18 protein-coding genes and 1 other RNA gene are annotated in these 23146 nt (G+C 63.3%); 3 read left to right on the top strand and 16 right to left on the bottom strand.

The features are described 5' to 3' along the window. Positions 1-2: 2 nt before the first annotated feature. The 10 genes from murD to BLP10_RS09755 all read right to left on the bottom strand — a co-directional run bounded on the left by murD (position 3) and on the right by BLP10_RS09755 (position 10659). The gene (gene murD / locus BLP10_RS09800) at positions 3-1394 is read right to left on the bottom strand and encodes a UDP-N-acetylmuramoyl-L-alanine--D-glutamate ligase (RefSeq protein ID WP_091133832.1); all 1392 of its coding nucleotides are present in this window, start codon (positions 1392-1394) and stop codon (positions 3-5) included. Between the two features lie 6 nt (positions 1395-1400). Next, positions 1401-2486: a phospho-N-acetylmuramoyl-pentapeptide-transferase gene (gene mraY / locus BLP10_RS09795; RefSeq protein ID WP_091133830.1), complete on the bottom strand. Its 1086-nt coding sequence runs from the start codon at positions 2484-2486 to the stop codon at positions 1401-1403. Between the two features lie 7 nt (positions 2487-2493). Further along, entirely contained in the window at positions 2494-3924 is a 1431-nt protein-coding gene (locus tag BLP10_RS09790) for a UDP-N-acetylmuramoylalanyl-D-glutamyl-2,6-diaminopimelate--D-alanyl-D-alanine ligase (RefSeq protein WP_091133828.1), read from the bottom strand. Continuing rightward, positions 3921-5387, bottom strand: coding sequence for a UDP-N-acetylmuramoyl-L-alanyl-D-glutamate--2,6-diaminopimelate ligase (locus BLP10_RS09785; protein WP_091133826.1), 1467 nt, complete (start codon positions 5385-5387; stop codon positions 3921-3923). The genes BLP10_RS09790 and BLP10_RS09785 overlap by 4 nt, the downstream gene beginning before the upstream one ends. Further along, the gene (locus BLP10_RS09780; RefSeq protein ID WP_244510469.1) at positions 5384-7093 is read right to left on the bottom strand and encodes a peptidoglycan D,D-transpeptidase FtsI family protein; all 1710 of its coding nucleotides are present in this window, start codon (positions 7091-7093) and stop codon (positions 5384-5386) included. Before BLP10_RS09780 ends, BLP10_RS09785 begins: the two co-directional genes overlap by 4 nt. Positions 7094-7155: 62 nt before the next feature. Continuing rightward, positions 7156-7551, bottom strand: coding sequence for a cell division protein FtsL (gene ftsL / locus BLP10_RS09775; RefSeq protein WP_091133824.1), 396 nt, complete (start codon positions 7549-7551; stop codon positions 7156-7158). Continuing rightward, positions 7548-8597 (bottom strand): 16S rRNA (cytosine(1402)-N(4))-methyltransferase RsmH, encoded by a 1050-nt coding sequence (gene rsmH / locus BLP10_RS09770; RefSeq protein ID WP_091133823.1) that lies wholly within the window; start codon positions 8595-8597, stop codon positions 7548-7550. Before rsmH ends, ftsL begins: the two co-directional genes overlap by 4 nt. After that, positions 8594-9091: a division/cell wall cluster transcriptional repressor MraZ gene (mraZ, locus tag BLP10_RS09765; RefSeq protein WP_091133821.1), complete on the bottom strand. Its 498-nt coding sequence runs from the start codon at positions 9089-9091 to the stop codon at positions 8594-8596. Before mraZ ends, rsmH begins: the two co-directional genes overlap by 4 nt. Before the next feature lie 311 nt (positions 9092-9402). Continuing rightward, positions 9403-9795: RNase P RNA component class A (gene rnpB / locus BLP10_RS09760), an RNA gene on the bottom strand. Between the two features lie 78 nt (positions 9796-9873). Continuing rightward, entirely contained in the window at positions 9874-10659 is a 786-nt protein-coding gene (locus tag BLP10_RS09755; RefSeq protein WP_139165460.1) for a lytic transglycosylase domain-containing protein, read from the bottom strand. A gap of 298 nt (positions 10660-10957) precedes the next feature. Between BLP10_RS09755 and BLP10_RS09750 the strand changes: the two genes are divergently transcribed. The 3 genes from BLP10_RS09750 (at position 10958) to BLP10_RS09740 (ending at position 12826) form a co-directional block, all read left to right on the top strand. Then, positions 10958-11236: a glycine zipper domain-containing protein gene (locus BLP10_RS09750; RefSeq protein WP_091133817.1), complete on the top strand. Its 279-nt coding sequence runs from the start codon at positions 10958-10960 to the stop codon at positions 11234-11236. A gap of 83 nt (positions 11237-11319) precedes the next feature. Next, positions 11320-12045: a TerB family tellurite resistance protein gene (locus BLP10_RS09745; protein WP_091133815.1), complete on the top strand. Its 726-nt coding sequence runs from the start codon at positions 11320-11322 to the stop codon at positions 12043-12045. A 10-nt stretch (positions 12046-12055) separates the two neighbouring features. Next, positions 12056-12826, top strand: a complete 771-nt coding sequence (locus BLP10_RS09740; protein WP_091134293.1) for an N-acetylmuramoyl-L-alanine amidase — start codon at positions 12056-12058, stop codon at positions 12824-12826. A gap of 6 nt (positions 12827-12832) precedes the next feature. On the opposite strand, the gene metH is transcribed toward BLP10_RS09740, so the two are convergent. The 6 genes from metH to ettA all read right to left on the bottom strand — a co-directional run bounded on the left by metH (position 12833) and on the right by ettA (position 22909). Next, the gene (gene metH, locus BLP10_RS09735; protein WP_091133812.1) at positions 12833-16588 is read right to left on the bottom strand and encodes a methionine synthase; all 3756 of its coding nucleotides are present in this window, start codon (positions 16586-16588) and stop codon (positions 12833-12835) included. Between the two features lie 101 nt (positions 16589-16689). Beyond that, positions 16690-17595, bottom strand: a complete 906-nt coding sequence (gene metF / locus BLP10_RS09730; protein ID WP_091133810.1) for a methylenetetrahydrofolate reductase [NAD(P)H] — start codon at positions 17593-17595, stop codon at positions 16690-16692. Continuing rightward, positions 17595-18608: an ArsR/SmtB family transcription factor gene (locus BLP10_RS09725; protein ID WP_091133808.1), complete on the bottom strand. Its 1014-nt coding sequence runs from the start codon at positions 18606-18608 to the stop codon at positions 17595-17597. The genes metF and BLP10_RS09725 overlap by 1 nt, the downstream gene beginning before the upstream one ends. Positions 18609-19005: 397 nt before the next feature. Beyond that, positions 19006-20484, bottom strand: coding sequence for an AMP nucleosidase (locus tag BLP10_RS09715; protein WP_091133805.1), 1479 nt, complete (start codon positions 20482-20484; stop codon positions 19006-19008). Between the two features lie 76 nt (positions 20485-20560). Beyond that, the gene (locus BLP10_RS09710; RefSeq protein ID WP_091133802.1) at positions 20561-21247 is read right to left on the bottom strand and encodes an SDR family oxidoreductase; all 687 of its coding nucleotides are present in this window, start codon (positions 21245-21247) and stop codon (positions 20561-20563) included. A 9-nt stretch (positions 21248-21256) separates the two neighbouring features. Continuing rightward, entirely contained in the window at positions 21257-22909 is a 1653-nt protein-coding gene (ettA, locus tag BLP10_RS09705; RefSeq protein WP_091133800.1) for an energy-dependent translational throttle protein EttA, read from the bottom strand. Between the last annotated feature and the right edge of the window lie 237 nt (positions 22910-23146).

Raw genomic sequence — 23146 nt, 5'->3', positions numbered from 1 at the left:
GCTCATGCCCCCTTGGCTTCGAGGCCCGGCAATGCCCGGACCAGATCGCGGAAATGATTTCCGCGCACTTCGTAATTCGAAAATTGATCGTAGGACGCGCAGGCGGGCGACAGCAGAACGACCGACGGGCCGTTCATCGCCGCCGCATCGGCCGCTGCTTGCTCGACGGCCTTGTCGAGCGTTCCTGAGAGAACAAAAGGCACGTCGTTGCCGAGCGTCTTGGCAAAATCGTCCGCAGCCGCGCCGATCAGGTAGGCCTTGCGGATCTTCGGGAAATATTCGCGCAGCGGCTCGATGCCGCCTTCCTTCGCCTTGCCGCCGAGAATCCAGAGAATTTCGTTGAAGGACTTGAGCGCCTTCTCGGTGGAGTCGGCGTTGGTGGCTTTGGAATCGTTGATGAAGAGCGCGGAGCCGATGGTCCCAACCTCTTCCATGCGGTGCGGCAGACCGGGGAAGGTGGAAAGGCCGGATCGGATCTTTTCAGGAGAAACGTTCAGGGCCAGCGCGATGGCAATAGCAGCGGCAGCGTTCTGCGCGTTGTGGGCGCCGCGCAGCGAGCCGATGCCCGACAGATTGGCGACAGGCGCAGCACCGGCCTCGGTCACGCCCATCAAGGCTTCCCCGTCTGCATAGACGCCTTTCGGAGCGACAGGCTCAACGGAAACACGGGCGACATTCACGCCCCGGACCTCACAGGCATCCGCAATCATCCGGCTCACCGGATCATCAACACCGATGACGGCGAGATCGGCCTTCGCCACCAACCGCTCCTTGATCGCGGCATAGTTCTCCATCGTCCCGTGACGGTCGATATGATCGGGCGACAGGTTGAGGTGAACGCCGATGGTCGGCGCAAGCGACGGCGCGAGATCGATCTGGAACGACGAACACTCGATCACGTGAATACGGTTGTCGGCAGGCGGCTCGAGCGAGAGGATCGCCGTGCCGATATTGCCGCCCATCTGCACGTCACGGCCCGCCTCGCGCAGGATATGCGCGATGAGGGCCGTCGTGGTGGACTTGCCGTTGGTGCCGGTGATGGCAACGAAGGGCGCGTTCGGCGCGATCTTTGCCCGCTCGCGGCAGAAAAGCTCGATATCGCCGATGATCTCGACGCCCGCCTCTTTCGCGAGCTTCGCCGACCAATGCGGTTCGGGATGGGTGAGCGGCACGCCGGGAGAGAGGACGAGCGCCGAAACCTTCGACCAGTCGAGGCTGCGCAGATCGCCGGTCTCGATGCCCTTGGCTTCAGCTTCCGTCATCTTCGCGGGATTGTCGTCACACGCGATGACATGCGCCCCGCCCTCTTTCAGGGCGAGCGCCGTCACGAGCCCCGATCCGCCAAGGCCGAAGAGAGCAACCGTTTTGCCGGAGAAGGTCGTGACGGGCGTCATCCGTTGTTACCGCAGCTTGAGGGTCGAGAGGCCGACGAGGGCGAGCACGACGGCGATGATCCAGAAGCGGATCACCACCTGCGGCTCGGTCCAGCCGAGCTGCTCGAAATGGTGGTGGATCGGCGCCATCTTGAACACGCGCTTGCCGGTGAGCTTGAACGAGGCGACCTGGATGATCACGGACATGATCTCCAGCACGAACAGACCGCCGACGATGGCCAGAACGATCTCGTGTTTTGTGGCCACAGCAATGGTGCCGAGAAGGCCGCCGAGAGCCAGCGAGCCCGTATCGCCCATGAAGATCTGAGCCGGCGGCGCGTTGAACCAGAGAAAGCCGATGCCCGCGCCGATCAGCGCGCCGCAGATGACGGCGAGTTCGCCGGTGCCGGGCACGAAATGGATCTGCAGGTAATTGGAGAACACCGCGTTACCGGCGAGATAGGCGATGAAGCCGAAGGTGCCGGCCGCGATCATCACCGGCACGATGGCGAGGCCATCGAGACCGTCCGTGATGTTCACCGCATTGCCCGCGCCCACGATCACGAAGCCCGCGAAGATGATGTAGAACCAGCCGAGGTTGAAGATCAGGTCTTTGGAGAAGGGCAGCGCCAGCTTGTTCGCAAGGCCGGGCGCTTCCACGTAGGAGATCGCGATGCAGGCCACGGCTGCGATGGTTGCTTCGATGGCAAGGCGCGACTTGCCCGAGAAGCCCTTGTGCGATTGCTTCGTGACTTTCAGATAATCGTCGTAGAACCCGATGGCGCCGAAGCCCACGGTGACGAAGAGCACGATCCAGACATACTCGTTCGCGAGATTGGCCCAGAGCAACGTCGACACCAGCACGCCCGCCATGATCATGAGGCCGCCCATGGTCGGCGTGCCGCGCTTGGTCAGCAGATGCGATTGCGGCCCGTCCTCGCGGATCGGCTGCCCCTTGCCCTGCTTCAGGCGCAGCATCGAGATGATTGCCGGCCCGAAGAGGAACACGAAGAGCATGGCGGTGGCCGTCGCGCCCCCGGTGCGGAACGTGATGTAGCGGAAGATGTTGAGTGGGCTGAAGTAGGGGCTGAGCTCAGCCAACCAGGTTAACATGGTACTCTTATCCTTTGAGCGCGTGTGCCGCTTGGCTCGCGCCGTAACGTTCTTTCAGGGCTTTGACAATCAAAGCCATTTTCATGCTGAGCGAGCCCTTGACCATCACGGCATCGCCGGGCCGGATCGCGGCGCAGACCGCATCGACCAGCTCTGCGGAGGTTTGAGCATGAAGCACCACCTTCGCCTTCGGCAGACGGCCCACCAGGCTCTGCATCAGGGGACCGGCAGCGAAGACGAGATCGATCTTGTTGGCCTCGATTGCCTCAATAAGTTCCTCATGGAGGACCGGACCCTTTTCGCCCAGTTCCTTCATGTCGCCCAGCACGGCAATACGCCGAGCCTGCCGATTCAGTTCCACCGATCCAAGATTGGCGAGCGCCGCACGCATCGAGGCGGGGTTCGCGTTGTAGCTCTCGTCGATGAGAAGCGCTTCGTCATCGCCGACGGAAAGCATCGTCCGCTCGCCGCGGCCAACGGGGGGCTTCAGATCGGCGAAGGTGAGCGCCATCAGCGCAAGATCCGCCCCGAGGGCATGGCAGGCTGCAAGCACGCTCAAGGAATTGAGCGCAATGTGCCGCCCTGCCGTGCCGATCCTGTAGGTGATGAGCTCCCCGAAGACGCGCGCCTCGACGATGGATTGATCGGGCTTCACGATGATCCGCTCGGCGCGGATGTCAGCATCCGCGTGCTCGCCGAAGGAGATGATACGGCCCGCAGCGGAGGCGAGCGCGTGAGCTTTCATGCGCTCGAAGTAAGGGCTGTCGCGATTGATCACCGCCGTCCCGCCGGGCTCGAGTCCGGAAAAGATCTCGCCTTTCGCATCGGCGATGCCCCAGAGAGACGGGAAGAACTCGATATGAACCGGCTCGATGGTGGTGATCACCGCCACATGCGGGCGCACCATCGCGGTGAGCGGCAGGATTTCATGGGCATGGTTCATGCCGATCTCGAACACGCCGAACTCTGTCTCTCGCGGCATGCGGGAGAGCGTGAGCGGAACGCCCCAGTGGTTGTTGTAGGAAGCCACCGACGCATGGGTTGCGCCCTGGCGCGAGAGCGCGAGGCGCATGGCTTCTTTCGTTCCCGTCTTGCCGACGGAGCCGGTGATCGCGACGATCCTCGCATCCGTGCGTTTGCGCGCGGCAACGCCCAACTGGCGCATGGCCTCGAGCACGTCGGGCACGACGATGAGCCTATCGGACGCGAAGGCAGGAGCCTTTTCCTCCGAGACCACCGCGCCCGCTGCGCCCTTCTCCAGGGCGGTGGGAACGAAGTCGTGGCCGTCATGCACGTCGCCCTTGATGGCGAAGTAGAGATCGCCGGGCTCGAGCGTGCGCGTGTCGATGGAGGCACCGGTCGCCTGCGCGAAGCCGCTGCCGACGCGCGCGCCGGTCGCAGCTACGATCTCATCCAAAGTCCATAGGGGCGAATTCATCCCTGCCTCTCCGCAATGGCCGCCCGGACCTCATCGTGGTCCGAGAACGGCAGGGTTCGGTCACCGATGATTTGGCCCGTTTCATGACCTTTGCCTGCCACGACCAAGATATCGCCCTTCTGGAGTTCCTTCACGGCGGTGCGGATGGCAAGCGCGCGATCGCCGATCTCGCGGGCGCGGGGAGCGCCCTTGAGCACCTCCGCGCGGATCGCAGCCGGATCTTCCGAGCGAGGATTATCGTCAGTGACGATGACAATATCCGCATTGTCGTTGGCGATGCGTCCCATGAGCGGGCGCTTGCCCTTGTCGCGATCTCCGCCGCAGCCGAGGATGCAGACGAGACGGCCCTTGGTGAAGGGACGCAGCGCATCCAGCACGTGAGCCAGCGCATCGGGCTTATGCGCGTAATCGACGATGCAGATGGCGCCGTCGACCTCGCCCACCTGCTCGAGGCGGCCGGACACGCCCTTGAGCGTCTTGAAACCTTCGAACACCTCGGCGGCCCTGCCTTCGCCTTCCACGGCGAGCACGAGACCAGCGGCGACGAGCGCGTTCTCCACTTGGAACGCGCCGAGAAGCGGCAGGGTCGTGTCGAACCGCTTGCCGAACGCCTCGATGGTCAAGGCCTGCTTGAAGCCTTCCGGACGAGCCTCGATGAGATGCAGCGTCTCGCCGCTGCTTCCCGTCGTGTGCATCGTCAGGCCGCGGTTGCGCACGCCGTGCTGGAACACGTCCGCATAAGGCCCATCGGCGTTGATGATGGCCGGCGCGTCGGACGGCACAAGCGTATCGAACAGGCGCATCTTCGCCGCCGCATAGGCTTCCGTCGTGTTGTGGTAGTCGAGGTGATCGCGGCCGAGATTGGTGAAGCCAGCAGCGCTCAGGCGAACGCCATCGAGGCGCCGCTGATCGATGCCGTGGGAGGAGGCCTCCATGGCAAGCCGCGTGACGCCGTCTCCCGCGAGCTTGTCGAGCGTCTGATGCAGAGAAATCGGATCGGGCGTCGTCAGGGAGCCGTAGGCCGCACCATCCGACGTGATCACGCCGAGCGTGCCGAGGCTTGCGGATTTGTAGCCGAGAGCCGCGAAAAGCTGACGGGTGAAATCGGCAACCGAACTCTTGCCGCTGGTGCCGGTGACGGCAACCACCTTTTCAGGCTGCCGCGGATAAAAGCGCGAGGCGGCCTGGGAAAGAGCCTTCCGCACATCGCTCACGCGCACGTAAGCCACGTTGGCGGACAGGTCGGCAGGACGCTCCGCTTCGCCGACAATCGCGACTGCGCCGGATGCAACGGCCTGCGGCACGAAGCTCATGCCGTCCACCTTCGTGCCAGGCACGGCGAAGAATGCGCTGCCCTGCACGACCTTCCGGCTGTCTGCGGCAATGCCGGTTACGGACAAAGATGCTTCCGGCAGGCCATCGGCCTCCGGAAGCAGATCATTCAATCGAATTGTTTTCGTCATCTGTTGCTGCCCCATGCATTGAGGCGTGACATGAGTGGGAAGGGCTGCGCCGGCGGTTCGAAGCGGGGTGGAATGCCAAGGAGCGGCGCGACGCGTTCGATCACGTTGCCCGTCACCGGTCCGGCGTTCCAGCCTGCCGTCGAGAACCCATAGGTGCCCTCGACCGCCTGCGGCTCGTCCATGATGGTCAGGAACACGTATTTCGGCTTATCGGCGGGAACGACGGCCGTGAACGTGGTGAAGTTCTTGTTCTTGGCGTAGCGGCCGTTGATGACCTTCTCCGCTGTGCCGGTCTTGCCACCGACGAAGAAGCCCGCGATGGCAGCAGAGCTCGCCGAACCTTCCGGAGCCGAAGCATTGAGGCGCATCACGTAGCGCATGGCTTCGCTCGTCTCGGGCTTGAGCACCTGCAAGGCATGCTTGCGCGCCTCGGCCTCATCACGCTTCAGGAACGTGGGAGTGATCAGCATGCCGCCATTGACCAGCGCTCCGACCGCCTGGAGTGCCTGAAGCGGCGCGACGGCAAGGCCGTGACCGAAGGCGATGGTCATGGTGTTGAGCTCGCCCCAGCGCGGCGGGATGATCGGCAAGGCGCTTTCAGGCAGCTCCGTCTCAAGACGCGTCAGCTGACCCAGCTTGCGCAGGAAAGCCTTGTGGCCCTCGACGCCGATGCCCAGCGCCATGCGCGCGGTTCCGATGTTGGAGGAATGCACGAACACTTCCGGCGTGGTGAGAATGCGCCGCGTCGGATGATAGTCGCCGATGGTGAAGCGCCCGTAGCGCAGGCCGGAGCGCGCATCGAAGGTCGAGTTGATGTTGTACTTGCCCGAGTCCAGAGCCATCGCGACCGTCAGCGCCTTGAAGGTCGAGCCCATCTCGAACACGCCGACATTGATCCGGTTGATCCGGTCCTTTTCGAGCGCATCGACCGGGTTGTTGGGATCGAAATCCGGCAGCGACACGAGAGCGATGATCTCGCCCGTGTTCACATCGAGGATGGCGCCAGCGGTTGCCTTGGCCTTGAACTTCGCCATACCCTTCGCAAGCTCGTCGCGCAGGGCGTGCTGCACGCGCAGATCGAGAGAGAGCTGAATCGGCTTCAGGTCGGCGGCGGAGATGTTGAAGCCCGCGCCGTTGAGATCCTGCAGCCCCATGCTGTCGATGTACTTCTCGATGCCGGCGATGCCCACATTGTCCACGTTGGCGAAGCCCAGCACGTGCGCGGCGGCCTCGGCATTGGGATAGACGCGCTTGTTCTCGGGCAGGAAGCCGACGCCCGGAATGCCGAGGCGGTGCACCTCGGCCTGCTGGCGCGGCGTGATCTCGCGCTTGACCCAGACGAACCCCTTCTTGGTGCCGAGCTTGTTACGCAGATCCGTGGCGTCGAGATCCGGCAGGACGGCGGTGAGCAGCTCCACCGCCTCGTCCTTGTCGATGATGTTGCGCGGCTCCGCGAAGACGGACACCATCTTCACGTCGGTCGCGAGGATCTCGCCGTTGCGGTCTATGATATCGGGACGCGCCGCGGAAATTTCCGAGGAAGCCGCGCGGCGCACTTCGCTCGTTGTCTCGCTCGTCACCGCAAGCTGCACCAGACGGCCGCCGATGACGCCGAAGAGGCCGATGAAGCAGATGGCGGCCAGCCCCACGCGGGAGGTGCTCTTGTCCAAGCGCAACCGGAACAGCTCGCGCGCATGGGAGAGCACGCCTCTCTTGGGCGGTTGGCTCTTGGCCTTCAGTTCGGGTTGAGGCGCATGCAACACAGGATTTACCGTCTCGGAGTTTGTGTCGATGGGGTACGGGCTTCGTTGCTCTTGTCTTTCGGTGTCGCCGTCGGCTCGAACAGGCCGAGCGCCTGGAGCTTGAGGCCGATCTCGTCTCCGCGGTCGGGGCGGTTCGGCAGATCGGACAGACGCGCCAGCTGCTGGATCTTGAGAGCCTGCAAATCCAGATGCTGATCGGCGGCAGCCTGCAAGCGGTCGGGGCGATCGAGATACTGCCATTCCGCCTGAAGCACGGCGATGGCCTCGCGCTCGCGCTGCGTCTTCGATTTCAGCTTCGCCACCTGTTCCGAATAATAGAGCGTGTCGTACTTGACCGAATAGGCATAGCCCGCCGATGAAATGAGAGCGGAGATCGCAACGATGTGGAGCAGCTTCGTCATCGCCGCCCTCCCCTTTTCTCCGCTGTCTGCGGCAACTCGGCCAACATGGTGATGGCGCTGAGCGGCTCCTGCGGAGGCTCGCCCGTGCGCGCTCCGGCGCGCAGTTTCGCCGAACGTGCGCGCGGGTTGCGCGCCATTTCCTGCTCGCTCGGACCGACAGGCCCTCTCGTCACCGCGTCGAATGTCGGCTCCGGGGCCGCCAGCGTCGGCATGTGACGCGAGCCGCTCGGCGTGCGTCCCGTGCGGGCCGCGAAGAACTGCTTCACGATGCGGTCTTCGAGGGAATGGAACGTCACGACCACGAGACGCCCGCCGGGCTTCAGAATGCGCTCGGCCGCATGCAGCGCGCGCACCAGCTCGCCCAGCTCATCGTTGACCGCGATGCGCAAGCCTTGGAACACGCGCGTTGCCGGATGAATGCCGCCAGGCTCCTGACGGATCAGGGAGGCGACGAGATCGGCAAGCTGGCGCGTCGTTTGAAACGGCTCCCGACGGCGCGCTTCGATGACGGCGCGCGCAACCGCGCGGGCGCGGCGCTCCTCGCCGTAATGATAGAAGATGTCCGCGAGCTCGGCCTCGGAAGATTCGTTGATGAGGTCGGCCGCACTGGGGCCGTCCTGCTCCATGCGCATGTCGAGCGGGCCGTCGTTGCGGAACGAGAAGCCGCGTTCGGCCTGATCGAGCTGCATGGACGAAACGCCGATGTCGAGCACGACGCCATCGACGCTCTCGAAGCCCTGCTCGCGAGCAATCACATCCAGATCGCCGAAGCGCCCCGGAACGAGCATCAGGCGCTTCTTGAATTTCGCAGTCATCGATGCACCGCCCGCAATCGCATCGGGGTCGCGGTCGATGGCAATCACCTTGTTCTGGGGGTGAGCATCGAGGACGGCGCGCGTATATCCGCCCGCGCCGAATGTGCCATCGATGTAAAGGCCTCCGCGCTTCACATCGAGCGCATCGCACACCTCTGCCAGGAGCACGGGAACGTGACGGGTCGGTCCGCCAGCGGCTCCGGCTCCTGGGCCGTCGCCGCGTCCCATCATTGCTCCCGCACTCCTGGTGAGGTGTTCTGCGCCATACGTGGCTCCACAATCCGGTTTCCAAGCGCTTTCTTCAGGTCTCTGACCTTCGTGCGCGCCTCCTCCAAGTGCGCACGGAAACGTCCCGGCTCCCAAATCTGGAACTTGTGACCGAGTCCGACGAACGTCACCGTATCGCCAATCCCGGCATGTACTTTTACTGAGTCCGTCAGGATGACACGCCCCTCCGGATCGACTTTCAGAATTTCGCTGGTCCCGAACAACGCGGTCGACAGCTGATCCCGTTCGTCCGAATAGGGCGACAGCGTCGACAAGAACGCATCGATCTCGTTCAGGAGCGTGTTGCCACCTGCGTCCAAGGCCTGCGCATCGAGCGCGGGATGAACGTAGAGACCCTCGAACCCGTCCCTGGCCAGCACGGCCCGGAAGGATGCGGGGATCGAGACGCGACCCTTCGAATCCAACTTGTTGGTGAAATTGGACACGAAGCGGTTCATTGGCCGCAGCTCGCAAGCTCCCGATTGTCAGCCCCCCGACAAGCCCTGAAGGCTTGCCACCCGTTGTCGGCAAGAACGCTACTGCCCGAAGCAAGATGCCGGCGCTTTTGATGCGCTTAGCGTCCCCTTCGGAAGGCACCGTCGACGGGATGATTTGGGATAACATGGGATAATATGGGCGTCAACGGAACGGGGTTGGAGGGCAAGCCTTGCAGCCTGCATTCCCCATGAGACGCATTTGTGGTTAATGAATCGTAAGCAGGGCAACGCTTTGCTCCGCTTTGTCGCAGTTTTCGGCCTGTGGAAAAGAAGGGGTCAGCCGGCCTGTAAGCCGGGTTCTGTATGGCCCAAGGTCTAACCCTTGAACGTGGCGGCCATTCCTCTGGGACGATCATTGCTGACCGCCTCAAGCAACCAACCCGGACGACCAGCCTGGAAGCGGGCCTGGCGCGAACGCCTGTCGTCCCTATTCGGTTTTGCTCCTGGTGGGGTTTACCGTGCCGTCCGCATTGCTGCGTCCGCGGTGCGCTCTTACCGCACCCTTTCACCCTTACCTCGGGAATCCGAAGATCCTTGCGAGGCGGTCTGCTTTCTGTGGCACTATCCCTAGGGTCGCCCCCGCCGGACGTTATCCGGCACCTTGCTTCCATGGAGCCCGGACTTTCCTCCCCGAGCGAACTCGAAGCGGCCGCCCGGCCAGCTGACGGTTGGGATGTGGTGCGAAAGACGGGCCTGCGTCAAGGCTGAAGGCGATGCGGTCCGGCGCTAATTTCGCAGGAAGGTCACTCGGCAGCAGCCGTAATGACCTTCACTCTTGCGCAATAAGCCCGCGAAGCGCCCGTCATGGTGGTCGTGCGATGCCCGAACTGATAGCGCAGGATCGTGCCGCAGGTATCGCCACCAGCGAGCTTGTAGGCCTGAGAAAGATATTTCAGGCCGTAGCGCAGATTGGTCTCCGCATCCATCAGGCCAGCCACATCGCCTTTGTAACCGAGCGACTGGGCCGTGCGGTAGTTGATCTGCGTCAGGCCGATATTGGGACCGTTGCGGGCGCCGGGATTGTAGCGGCTCTCGATACGGACGACGGCATCGGCCAGTTCGTAGGGCAGATCGTTCTCGGAAGCATAGCGGGCGATCAGAGGCCTGAGAGCGCTGCCCTTGACGGCGTCGGCCCGCTCCGAGCGGGAGCGCACGGGCAGCTCAACCGAGAGCGAGGCGGTTTTCTCCGCGGCCCTCTCATCCGCTGCGTCCTGGGCTGCAGCCACGGATGCCTCAGATTTCGGCTTCACAGCGACAGGCGCAGTTTTGGCCTCAGCGGATTCCTTGGTCTTCTTCTTGGAAGTCTTGGCAGCTTTGGCGGCCTCAGCGGCTTCTTCAGCCAGAATGGCTTCCTCTTCTTCCTTAAGAGCAGCAGCGGCAGCCTTTGTTTCCTCGATCTGGGCCCGCACCAGCGCTTCGGCTTCATCGGGAGGAATGATGTTGCCGGCATGCACTTTTGACGAAAGGGAAAGAGCAAGCGCGCCGAGAATCGCGACCGCCAAGATCCTCGAGGAATACTGCCAAGTCATATTGAAACTCCAGATGGCATAGGCCGCGGGTCGACGGTGGGTGAGGACCAAATAAGGCAAAGTTGTGACTTAGCAAGTCGAAACTATGGTCGAGCAATGCTCAAGCTAGACAGTGATTCTTCGTGAAACTTAGGCACAGCAAGACAGGGAATAGCCTTCACAACTTAACAAAAAATTTTTCTACAGCTCATTGAGGACCAAGGAACTTCTTCCCCCCGTCAGGAGTTGGCGTCAGCGTAAGGTCAAGCTAAGGATGGGCTGGGCCAGCCTACAGCCCGCTAGATACAGGGAAGCCTCCATGAAGAAGATCATTACCGCGCTTGCCGCAGGTGCTCTCACCCTCTCGATGGCAGCATGCAACACTCCTGGTGAGCGTGCAGTTGGCGGTGCCGCGATCGGCGGTCTTGCTGGCGCTGCTATCGGTGGCGCTGCCACGGGCCGTGCAGGCGGCGCCCTCGCCGGTGCAGCCATCGGTGCTGCCGGTGGTGCTGTCGTCGGCGCAGCAACGACGCCGCGTGGCCCTGCCTGCCCCTACGGCACCTATCAGGACATGTACGGCAACATCTACTGCCGCTAAGACGATCCCAAAGACGAATTCAGGGGCCGGTATCATTCCGGCCCCTTTTCTTTTGCCTGAACTTGAGCGACCACTAGCGCAGCATGATTCAGTCGATTTGGGGTAAGTTGAGCGGTGCCGGCATCGGTCTGGCGCTCGGGGGGCCGATCGGCGCTCTCCTGGGCGGCGTGGCCGGGCACGTGCTCATTGACCGCGAGGGCGCGCCTTTTGGGAAGCCGCCGCGCGATGTGCTGTTCACCATGGGGCTCGTCGCCCTCGCCGCCAAGATGGCGAAGGCCGACGGCGTGGTGGTGGATGTGGAGGTGAAGGCCTTCGAGCAGATCGTGGAAGTTCCGGAGAGCGAGCATCCGCGCGTGCAGCGCCTGTTCGAGCTCGCCATGCAGACCTCCGACGGCTTCGAGGCCTATGCCCGCCAGATCGGAGATGAATTCAAGGAAGAGCCCGCCCTCTTGGAGGACGTGCTCGACGGCCTGTTCCACATCGCCAAGGCCGACGAGGCCGTGCATGAGGCCGAGTACGATTATCTCAGGAGCGTGGCCACGATCTTCGGCGTCTCGGAAAGCGAGTTCGAGCGGATCGCGGCGCGCCATGTGAGGCAGGCGGACGATCCGTACCTCATCCTCAAGGCCGAGCGGTCCATGAGCGATGACGAGCTGAAACGGCACTATCGCAAGATGGTCGCTGAGAACCATCCCGACCGGGAGATCGCCCGCGGCCTGCCGCCGGAAGCCGTGAAGATCGCAACCGAACGGCTGGCGATCATCAATGCCGCCTGGGAGCGCATTGCCGCCGAGCGGAACCTCACGTGAGGAGATGAGCGTGTCCCTTTCCACCGAGAGCCCTGTTGCCACGAAGGTGTTTCCTTCGCCCAACCACGGGGAGAGAAAGGACGGACAACGCCCGACCATGGTGATCCTGCATTACACGGGCATGCCGGACGAGGGCGAAGCCCTGCAATGGCTGTGCAATCCGGTTTCGCAGGTCTCGGCGCATTATTTCGTGTTCGGCGACGGGCGCGTGCTGCATCTGGTGCCGGAAGCGCGGCGCGCCTGGCATGCGGGCGTTTCGAGCTGGGATGGCGAGGCGGACGTCAACTCCTGCTCCATCGGCATCGAGATCGCCAATCCCGGTCATCCCGGCGGCCTGCCGCCCTACCCCGATGCACAGATCGAGAGCGTGATCGCGCTCACGAAAGACATCGTCACCCGCTGGCGCATTCCCGCCACCCGCGTGCTCGGCCACTCCGATGTCGCGCCGGGACGCAAGGTCGATCCCGGCGAGCTCTTTCCATGGAAGCGGCTGCATGAGGCCGGCATCGGCCATTGGGTGCCGCCCGCGAGCGTGAGCGACGGACGCTTCTTCTCACGCGGCGACCAGGGCATGCCTATCGAGGCCCTGCAGGCCATGCTCGTCATGTATGGTTACGGCCTGAGGATCAACGGCGTGTTCGACGAGGACACGGAAAAGGTCGTCTCCGCTTTCCAGCGCCACTTCCGTCCCGAGCGCGTGGACGGCGTGGCGGATGCCTCCACCATCACCACCCTGCGCGATCTGATTGCGAAGCGGCCGTCGTCTTCGACAACGGCCTGATAAGCCCTACTCCGCCGCCATCACCCTGAAATTCGCCGGGTCGTAGTTGAGGATCGGGCTGAGCCAGCGCTCGACCTCCTGCACGCTCATGCCCTTGCGCATGGCGTAATCCTCCACCTGATCGCGCTCCACCTTCGCCACGCCGAAGTAATACGCCTCAGGATGCGCGAGATAGAGACCGGACACGGAAGAGCCTGGCCACATGGCGTAGGATTCCGTCAGCGTCACGCCGATGCGGCGCTCGGCTTCGAGCAGGCTGAAGAGCGTCGCCTTCTCCGTATGGTCGGGCTGTGCCGGATAGCCGGGCGCCGGGCGGATGCCGCGATATTCCTCGCGGATGAGATCCTCGCCCGAGAGATTCTCGTCCGGCGCGTAGGCCCAGAACTCCTTGCGCACGCGCTCGTGCATACGCTCGGCGAAGGCCTCCGCGATACGATCCGCCAGGGCCTTCACGAGAATGGAACGGTAATCGTCGTTCGCGCGCTCGAACTTTTCGGCGATGCGCACTTCCTCGATGCCCGAAGTGACGACAAAAGCACCGATCCAATCGGGCCTGCCGCTATCGGCGGGAGCCACGAAGTCGGAGATGCACATGTTCGGCTTGCCGTCGCGCTTCGAGAGCTGCTGGCGCAGGCCGTGGAAGGTCGCGAGCGTCTCGCTGCGGCTCTCGCCCGTGTAAAGGCGAATGTCGTCGCCCACGGCATTGGCAGGCCAGAAGCCGATCACGGCCTTCGGATTGAACCAGCGCTCCTCGACCAGCTGCTTGAGCATTCCTTGAGCGTCTTCCCAGAGCTGGCGTGCCGCCGGGCCCTGCTTCTCATCCTCGAGGATCGCCGGGAAGCGGCCCTTCAGCTCCCAGGTCTGGAAGAAGGGCGTCCAATCGATATAGGGAACGAGCTCGCCAACGTCGTAGCTGCGGAACACACGCGCGCCGGTGAAGGTGGGCCTGGGCGCGTCATAGGCGCTCCAATCGACCTTCATGGCATTGGCGCGGGCCTTCTCGATCGGCAGCCGCTGCTTGTCGGCCTCGGACCTCGCGTGAGCGTCGGCAACCTTGCGGTACTCGCTGCGCAGCGTTTCCACATAGTTGTCGCGCGCATCGGGCGAGAGCAGCGACGACACGACGCCAACCGCACGGCTCGCATCCGTCACATAGACGGCTTGGCCCTTGTTGTAGTTCGGATGGATCTTCACCGCCGTGTGCACGCGGCTCGTGGTGGCGCCGCCGATGAGAAGCGGAATGTCGAAGCCTTCGCGCTCCATTTCGCTGGCCACATGCACCATCTCGTCAAGAGACGGCGTGATGAGGCCGGAGAGGCCGATCACGTCGACATTCTCCTTGCGGGCCGTATCCAGAATCTTCTGGGCCGACACCATGACGCCGAGGTCGATGACCTCGTAATTGTTGCAGGCGAGGACCACGCCGACGATATTCTTGCCGATGTCGTGCACGTCGCCCTTCACCGTCGCCATCAGCACCTTTCCGGCGGCAGAACGCTGCTCGATACCGGAGGCCTTCTTCTCCTCCTCCATGAAAGGCATGAGATAGGCCACGGCCTGCTTCATCACGCGGGCGGATTTCACCACCTGCGGCAGGAACATCTTGCCTGCGCCGAAGAGGTCGCCGACCACGTTCATGCCGGCCATGAGCGGCCCTTCGATCACGTGCAGCGGGCGCTCGGCGGTCTGGCGCGCCTCTTCCGTATCCTGTTCGATGAATTCCGTGATGCCATTGACGAGCGCGTGCTCGATACGCTTCTCGACCGGCCAGGAGCGCCATTCCAGATCGGCAGCCTTTACCGCACCGGCGCCATCGCCCTTGAAGCGCGGCGCGGCATCCAGCAGGCGCTCCGTCGCATCTGGACGGCGGTTGAGCACCACGTCCTCGCACAATTCGCGCAATTCGGGATCGATCTGTTCATAGACCGCAAGCTGGCCCGCATTCACGATGCCCATGTCCATGCCGACCTTGATGGCATGGAAGAGAAACACGGAATGCATGGCCTCGCGCACCGGCTCGTTGCCGCGGAACGAGAACGAGAGGTTGGACACACCGCCGGAGATATGGACATGCGGCAGCGTCTCGCGAATGATGCGCGTGGCTTCTATGAAATCGACGCCATAGCCGTTGTGCTCCTCGATACCGGTCGCCACCGCGAACACGTTCGGATCGAAGATGATGTCTTCCGGCGGGAAGCCGACCTTCTCGGTCAGGATCTTGTAAGCGCGGGTGCAGATTTCGACCTTGCGATCCTGCGTATCGGCCTGCCCCGTCTCGTCGAACGCCATGACGACAACGGCAGCGCCATAGGACCGACAGATCTTCGCCTGCTCGATGAAGGCTTCCTCTCCCTCCTTCATGGAGATCGAGTTCACGATGGGCTTGCCCTGGATGCATTTGAGGCCCGCCTCGATGACGTGGAACTTGGATGAATCCACCATCACAGGCACGCGCGCGATGTCGGGCTCCGCCGCCACGAGGTTGAGGAACTCAACCATGGCCTTCTCGGAATCGAGCAGACCCTCGTCCATGTTGACGTCGATGATCTGAGCGCCGTTCGCCACCTGATCGCGCGCTACATCGAGCGCGGCAGCGAAATCACCATTGGTGATGAGCTTGCGGAACTTGGCGGAGCCGGTGACGTTCGTGCGCTCGCCCACATTCACGAAAGGAATGTCTGAGGTGAGCGTGAAGGGCTCGAGGCCCGAGAGGCGCATAAGCGGAGCCATCTTCGGCACCTGGCGCGGAGCCTTGCCGGCCACGGCCTCCGCAATGGCGCGGATATGCGCAGGCGTCGTGCCGCAGCAGCCGCCGACCACGTTCACGAGGCCGGAATCCGCGAACTCCGCGAGCATGCGCGCTGTCGCTTCCGGGCTTTCGTCATAGAGGCCGAATTCATTGGGCAGGCCTGCGTTGGGATAGGCGCAGACGAAGGTATCCGCGACCTTTCCGATCTCCTGGATATGCGCCCGCATCTCCCGCGCGCCGAGCGCGCAGTTGAGGCCGATGGAGAAAGGCTCGGCATGGCGGATGGAATGCCAGAAGGCGGCGGGCGTCTGGCCCGAGAGGGTGCGGCCGGACAGATCCGTGATCGTGCCCGAGATCATCACGGGCAGCTTCACGCCCTTCTCTTCAAACACCTGATGCGTGGCGACGATGGCGGCCTTGGCATTGAGCGTGTCGAAGATCGTCTCGATGAGGATGATCTCCGCGCCGCCGTCGATGAGGCCCCTCACCTGCTCCGCGTAAGACTCGCGCACCTGATCGAAGGTCACCGCGCGATAGCCCGGATTGTTCACATCCGGCGAGATGGACAGAGTACGGTTCGTCGGACCGACCGCGCCAGCCACGAAGCGGCGGCGGCCGTCCTCCTTCTGCACGATCAGCGCAGCCTCGCGGGCGAGGCGCGAACCGTGGAAGTTGAGTTCGTAGACGAGCTCTTCCATCCCGTAATCGGCTTGGGCGATGGAAGTGCCCGAGAAGGTGTTCGTCTCGACGATATCGGCGCCCGCGCGGAAGTAATCGAGGTGCACGTTGCGCACGGCATCCGGCTGCGTGAGGATGAGAAGATCGTTGTTGCCCTTGACGTCGTGGCTCCAGTTCTTGAACCGATCGCCGCGAAAATCCTCTTCCGAGAAGCGCGAGCGCTGGAGTTCCGTTCCCATCGCGCCGTCGAGCACGAGAATGCGCTTGGAGGCTGCTTCACGGAGCGCCTTCAGAACCTCAGCGCCATTGGCGGGAGCGGGAGTAAACGCGGTCATTGTTCTGTTCTCTTCTTACTCAGCCGAATCCGCTTCGGCCATTCGTGCGTCTTTTCACACGGCAATCATGCAAATGCCCGGCCTGAGCCGAGCAATCAAATTCAGGCAGCCGCCTTCACGGTCTGCTCCCGCAAGCCAAGCAGGTGACAGATCGCATAAACCAGATCGGCGCGGTTCATGGTGTAGAAGTGGAATTCGCTCACGCCGCGATCGACCAAGTCGATCACCTGCTCGGCGGCCACCGCCGCGGCGACGAGCTTGCGCGTTTCCACATCATGGTCGAGCCCGTCGAACCGAGCCGCCAGCCAATCGGGAACGCTCGCGCCGGTCTTGGCCGCGAAGTTCGCCGTCTGCTTGAAATTCTGCACCGGCACGATGCCGGGAACGATCGGAATATCGATGCCGCGGGCGCGCACGCGGTCGAGATAGCGGAAATAATGGTCGTTATCGAAGAAGAACTGCGTGATGGCGCGATCCGCGCCGCAATCGACCTTGGCCTTCAGCACATCGATATCGGCTTCAAGCGATGCAGCCTCCGGATGCTTTTCCGGATAGGCCGAAACGGACACCTCGAAATCGCCGATGGCCTTGATGCCCGCCACGAGATCGCAGGTCTGCCGGTAGCCGCCGGGATGCGCCTCATAGGCCGTGCCGATGCCGCTCACCGGATCGCCGCGCAAGGCAACCACATGGCGCACGCCCGCGTCCCAGTACGAGCGGATGACATCGTCCACCTCATCCTTCGTCGCCGCCACGCAGGTCAGGTGCGCGGCTGGCTTGAGGGACGTTTCCTGCACGAGGCGCGAGACCGTGGCGTGCGTGCGCTCGCGTGTGGAGCCGCCGGCGCCATAGGTCACGGAAACGAATTGCGGGTTGAGCGGCGCAAGGCGCTGGATGGAGGCCCAGAGCGTCGTCTCCATTTCAGGCGTCTTCGGCGGAAAGAACTCGAAGGACACCTTGATCGGACAGGAGGTTTGCCTGCTGGGACGAAGGGTCAGGGGTGACATCAGGCAACCTCTTTGTTGGGCTCGGCCAATGGCCAGTCGGTCATGACGCGGCGGTCCTGTCCAAGCCAAAGGGAAACGGTGAGTTGGTCATCGCCCTTTCGGGGCGGTGCGATTTCTTTGGTCAGCGTGCAATCGAGACCGGCCTCGTCGAGCCAGCCCGCCACCTGCGGCGGCGCGAAACCAAGGCGGCGATGTGCCTGGCCTTCGCGGAGAAACTCCAGCTTATGCGGCGCGAAGTCGACGACGAGGATGCGCCCGCCGGGCGCGACCAGACGCGCGGCCTCGCGGATGGCGCGGGCCGGGTCGTCCAGGTAGTGCAGCACCTGATGAATGATCACGAGATCGAAGGTGTCGCGCGGGAACGGCGGCGCGTAGATGTCGCCCTGGCGCAGCTCGATACCGCGCAGGCCCGCCTTTTCGAGATTGGCGCGGGCGACCGAGAGCATGGCGTGGCTCGCATCGAGCCCGACCGTGCGGTCCGCGCGTGGCGCGAGGAGCTGGAGCATGCGGCCCGTACCGGTGCCGAGATCGACGAGATTGCGGATCGGCTTCGATCCCAGAGCCTCGACCACCGCAGCTTCAACAACCGCCTCAGGGGCGTGAAGGGAACGTATGCGATCCCATTCCGGCGCGAGCCGGGAGAAATAGGCCTGAGCCGCCTGGGAGCGCTGCGCGCGCACGGCCTCAAGGCGCGTGCGATCCTCCAGCAATTGCGGGTCGGAGCGGTCAAGGCTCTCAAGGGTCGGGCGGATGATCTTCAGGGCCGTGCCCCGGTCCGTCAGCCGGAAGAAAGCCCAAGCCCCCTCCCGGTGCCGTTCCACAAGACCGGCCTCCACCAGCAGCTTCAGATGACGGGAAATTCGCGGCTGGGACTGCCCGAGAATGTCGGTGAGGTCGGAAACCGACAGCTCCCCCTCCGCCAGCAAAGCCAGGATCCGCAGGCGCGTCTCCTCGGCGGCTGCCCTAAGGACATCCAGCGTCAAATCCAACGATGGAGCTTCTCTCTCAGCCATGGTAACAACTCAATCCTACATATAAAGATATATTTATATGTATTTTGGACAGAGAGCAAGCAGAGACATGGAGGGTAGAGCGTTACTACCCAGGCCAATCTCGGAATAAGGGAAGAAACTCTTGGCGCGGCTTACGACCCGGTAGCCGGTCCGACTGTCCGGCACCCACTGGCCGTTGACACGAACCTCGCCGTCATGCTGGCCCGGGATCAGGCCGGAGACTGCCATCCACGTCTGAACAAGCCTCTGCCCTCGTCCTGAGGAGCAGCCGCAAGGCTGCATCTCGAAGGAGGATCCAGTGCACTCTGGAGACGCCTCGTCCTTCGAAACGCTACGCTCCGTAAGGCATGAGGATATCAGAGCAAGTCCGAGGATGAGGGCGCCGATAGCCGCGCTCTCACCGGAACGGCGGCTCGTCGAAGCTGCGCAGTTTCCGAGAATGCAGGGACGAGCGCTGTCCGCGCAGGATATCGAGAGCCGAAAGGCCGATCATGAGGTGCTCGCTCACGGCACGCTCATAAAAGGCATTGGCTGCGCCCGGCAGCTTGATCTCGCCATGGAGCGGCTTGTCGGACACGCACAGCAGGGTGCCGTAGGGCACGCGCAGGCGATAGCCCTGCGCGGCGATGGTGCCGCTTTCCATGTCCACCGCGATGGCGCGGGAGAGATTGATCTGACGCCGTTCCTGGCTCCAGCGGAGTTCCCAGTTCCGGTCGTCGTACGTCACCACCGTGCCGGTGCGCAGCCGCCGCTTCAGCGCATCGCCGCGCTCGCCCGTAACCTGCACCGCCGCTTCCTGCAGCGCCACCTGGATTTCCGCGAGCGCGGGCAGCGGGATTTCCGGCGGCACGGCACTGTCGAGAATGTGGTCGCGGCGCAGATAGCCGTGCGCGAGAACGTAATCGCCGATGGATTGGGATTGGCGCAAGCCGCCGCAATGGCCCACCATGAGCCAGCAATGGGGCCGCAGGACCGCAAGGTGATCCGTGATGTTCTTCGCGTTCGCGGGACCGACGCCGATATTCACGAGGGTCACGCCCTGCCCGTCCTTGCGCACCAGATGATAGGCCGGCATCTGGAAACGGTGCCAGGGCGACGAGGAGATCAGTTCTTCGACGGCCGCTTCGCTCAATCCGCGATCGATGACGATTCCGCCGGGAAGGAGAAGCCTGCTGTAAGGCCCGTCCTCGTTCGTCAATTCCTTCACGGCCCAACGGACGAACTGGTCCACATAGCGGTGATAGTTGGTGAGCAGAATCCAGGGCTGCACCGAGCGCCAGTCGCTGCCCGTGTAATGCACGAGACGACGTAGCGAATAATCCACCCGCGCGGCATCGAAGAGCGAGAGCGGCCGGGCCTCGTTCTCGTGGAAGATCCATGTTCCGTCGGCGATCTCATCGCCCACCTTCGCAAGCAGCGGTGTCGGGAAGTGCTGCGCCAACTCCGCAGCCGAATGAGCGCCGCGGCCCAGCTCATCGCCGCGCTCGAAGATGTAGGGATAAGGGATTTCCTGATCGCTGATGCCGACCTCGAGCGTCGCTCCGTAATCGCGCACGAGATGGTTCAGCTGTTCGAGGAGGTAGTTCTTGAAGAAAGCCGGCTGCGTGATCGTCGTCGCATACACGCCCGGCCCCTGGAACTTGGCATAGGCCCGCTGCTTCACCGGGGGCACGGAAGTAGCCCGGTAATCGAGCCGCAGCTCCGGATAGCGGAAGCGGGAGCGCTCGAGGGGTGTCGGGGGCGTGCCGGTGGCGAAGAAATGCTCCAGGCAATGGCGCTGCGCCTCGACGGCGGCATCATGAAGCTGAATCAGCTGCTCGACGGCTTCTTCAGGCGTTGCAACGGATTCGAAGGCTGAAATGGGATCGGTGGGCACGGAAACTTCTCTTCTTCTCTCTCGTGCCTCAAGGGTCATACACCTTTTCGGCCGAGAACCCAAGCATCTAGGGTTTTCAGAAGGAAAGCCTATCCCCTGTCCAGTCAAAGAAACCACCGGTTTCCTTAAGGGAAAGCCCGTCGATAAGCCGAATAAGCCCCGCTGCGCTCTCCTCGACCGCGATGTCGGCGCCTGAGCCGCCCATGTCGGTCCGCACCCAGCCGGGATGCACGGCAAATACCGCGATTCCTTCAGGCTGAAGATCCGTTGCGAGGCCCTGCATCACCTTGTTCACCGCAGCCTTCGAGGCGCGATACGCGATGCGGTCCGACTTGGCATGAGACATGGAGCCCATGCGGCTGCTGATCGTCATGATCTTCGCAGCCTTCGAGCGCCTCAGATGAGGAAGGAAGGCCTGGATGACGCGCAATGGCCCGAGGGTGTTGACCCGAAGCGTTTCGAGAAAACTCTCGGCATCCGTATCGAGGCTCGACGCATTCCTCTGGCCGATGATGCCCGCATTGTTGACGAGCACATCCACCGGCTCATCGAGCTGCCGCGCAGCCTCCGCAATCGACGCGCCGTCCTGAACGTCGAGCGTCAGCAGCTTGAGCTGTCCGCTTTCGGCGAACGCGCTCAAAGATGCCGGGACCTGAGCAGGGTCGCGCAGCGTGCCGATCACGCGCTCGCCGCGCATGAGAAGGGCGCGGGCGAGCTCCTGCCCGATCCCGCGCCCGATACCTGTGATGAGGTAAGTGCTCACGCGAAAACCTTATCGCGTGAACTTCTTGTACTTGATGCGGTGCGGAATCGTGGAATCCGTGCCGAGGCGGCGCTTCTTGTCTTCCTCGTAATCCGCGAAGTTGCCCTCGAACCACTCCACATGGCTGTCGCCTTCGAACGCCAGGATGTGGGTGGCGATACGGTCGAGGAACCAGCGATCGTGCGAGATGATGACGGCGCAGCCCGCGTAATCCTCAAGCGCCTCTTCGAGCGCACGCAGCGTATCGACGTCGAGGTCGTTGGTCGGTTCGTCGAGGAGCAGCACGTTCGCGCCGGACTTGAGGATCTTCGCGAGGTGTACGCGGTTGCGCTCACCGCCCGAGAGAACGCCCACCTTCTTCTGCTGGTCGGAGCCCTTGAAGTTGAACGCGCCGCAATAGGCGCGGGCATTGATCTCGCGCTTGCCGAGATAAAGGATCTCGTTGCCGCCCGAGATTTCCTCGTAGATGGTCTTGTTGGCGTCGAGGGAGTCGCGGCTCTGGTCCACATAGCCGAGCTTCACGCTCTCGCCGATGCTGATCGAGCCCTCGTCCGGCTGCTCCTGTCCCGTGATCATGCGGAACAGCGTGGTCTTACCGGCGCCGTTAGGGCCGATGATGCCGACGATGCCGCCCGGCGGCAGCTTGAACGACAGGTCGTCGATGAGGAGCTTGTCGCCGAAGGCTTTCTTCAGGCCGTTGAACTCGATGACGTTGTTGCCCAGACGCTCGGCGATCGGAATGATGATCTGCGCGGTCGTCGGGCCCTTCTCGTTGGCTTTCGCCACGAGTTCCTCATAGCGCTGGATACGGGCCTTCGACTTGGCCTGACGGGCCTTCGGCGAAGCCGACACCCACTCGCGCTCGCGCTCGATGGTGCGCTGGTGAGCCGCGTCCTCGCGGCCCTCCTGCTCGAGGCGCTTCTGCTTCTGCTCGAGCCAGGACGAGTAGTTGCCCTCGTAGGGAATGCCACGGCCACGGTCGAGCTCGAGAATCCAGCCGGTCACGTTGTCGAGGAAGTAGCGGTCGTGGGTCACGATCAGGATCGCGCCCGGGTAGCTGCGCAGATGGCCTTCGAGCCAAGCGGTGGTCTCGGCGTCCAGGTGGTTGGTCGGCTCGTCGAGGAGCAGCAGTTCCGGCTGCTCCAGGAGCAGCTTGCACATGGCCACGCGGCGGCGCTCGCCGCCCGAGAGCTTGTCCACCGGCCAGTCGTCCGGCGGGCAGCGCAGGGCGTCCATGGCCTGATCGACCTGGGAATCGAGATCCCACAGGCCCTTGGCCTCGATCTCGTCCTGAAGGCGGGTCATCTCGTCCGCCGTCTCGTCCGAGTAGTTCATGGCGATCTCGTTGTAGCGGTCGAGCAGCGCCTTCTTGGCGGCCACGCCCTCCATCACGTTCTCGCGGACGTTCTTCGACGGATCGAGCTGCGGCTCCTGCGGCAGGTAGCCCACGCGGGCCCCCTCGGCCACCCAGCCCTCGCCGGTCCAGTCGGTATCGATGCCGGCCATGATGCGCAGCAGGGTCGACTTACCGGCGCCGTTGACGCCGAGCACGCCGATCTTGGCATCCGGGTAGAAGGAAAGGTGGATATTATCCAAGACCTTCTTGCCGCCCGAATAGGTCTTGGTGAGGCCACGCATGTGGTAGATGAATTGACGGGACACTTCAAAAAGCCCTGCTTGATAAACGGTTGAACGGAGTTGGCCGTCAGTTAGCAGGGGCGGCCAGCCGGGGCAAGGCGGGGGAATGCCGCCCAGGGATGAAGCCTGTCATTCCGGGGCTGCGGGGTGGAACCCGGTATCGTGTGAGGCGAATGGCGCAGGTTCTCCCCTCCCTCTTGCGGGAGGGACTGAGGGTAGGAGTCGGAGTGTCGGAGCGCAGCAGGCATCCAGACCGCACGA

Source organism: Microvirga guangxiensis, from assembly GCF_900102135.1.
Lineage (GTDB): Bacteria > Pseudomonadota > Alphaproteobacteria > Rhizobiales > Beijerinckiaceae > Microvirga > Microvirga guangxiensis.
The sequence above is the reverse complement of the archived record's forward strand: the minus strand, read 5'-3'. Positions and strand labels throughout refer to the sequence as shown.

Excerpts from the sequence above, each read along its gene's own strand:
- murD (WP_091133832.1), bottom strand. The coding sequence starts at position 1,394 with ATGACGCCCGTCACGACCTTCTCCGGCAAAACGGTTGCTCTCTTCGGC.
- mraY (WP_091133830.1), bottom strand. The coding sequence starts at position 2,486 with ATGTTAACCTGGTTGGCTGAGCTCAGCCCCTACTTCAGCCCACTCAAC.
- BLP10_RS09790 (WP_091133828.1), bottom strand. The coding sequence starts at position 3,924 with ATGAATTCGCCCCTATGGACTTTGGATGAGATCGTAGCTGCGACCGGC.
- BLP10_RS09785 (WP_091133826.1), bottom strand. The coding sequence starts at position 5,387 with ATGACGAAAACAATTCGATTGAATGATCTGCTTCCGGAGGCCGATGGC.
- ftsL (WP_091133824.1), bottom strand. The coding sequence starts at position 7,551 with ATGACGAAGCTGCTCCACATCGTTGCGATCTCCGCTCTCATTTCATCG.
- rsmH (WP_091133823.1), bottom strand. The coding sequence starts at position 8,597 with ATGATGGGACGCGGCGACGGCCCAGGAGCCGGAGCCGCTGGCGGACCG.
- mraZ (WP_091133821.1), bottom strand. The coding sequence starts at position 9,091 with ATGAACCGCTTCGTGTCCAATTTCACCAACAAGTTGGATTCGAAGGGT.
- BLP10_RS09755 (WP_139165460.1), bottom strand. The coding sequence starts at position 10,659 with ATGACTTGGCAGTATTCCTCGAGGATCTTGGCGGTCGCGATTCTCGGC.
- BLP10_RS09750 (WP_091133817.1), top strand. The coding sequence starts at position 10,958 with ATGAAGAAGATCATTACCGCGCTTGCCGCAGGTGCTCTCACCCTCTCG.
- BLP10_RS09745 (WP_091133815.1), top strand. The coding sequence starts at position 11,320 with ATGATTCAGTCGATTTGGGGTAAGTTGAGCGGTGCCGGCATCGGTCTG.
- metH (WP_091133812.1), bottom strand. The coding sequence starts at position 16,588 with ATGACCGCGTTTACTCCCGCTCCCGCCAATGGCGCTGAGGTTCTGAAG.
- metF (WP_091133810.1), bottom strand. The coding sequence starts at position 17,595 with ATGTCACCCCTGACCCTTCGTCCCAGCAGGCAAACCTCCTGTCCGATC.
- BLP10_RS09725 (WP_091133808.1), bottom strand. The coding sequence starts at position 18,608 with ATGGCTGAGAGAGAAGCTCCATCGTTGGATTTGACGCTGGATGTCCTT.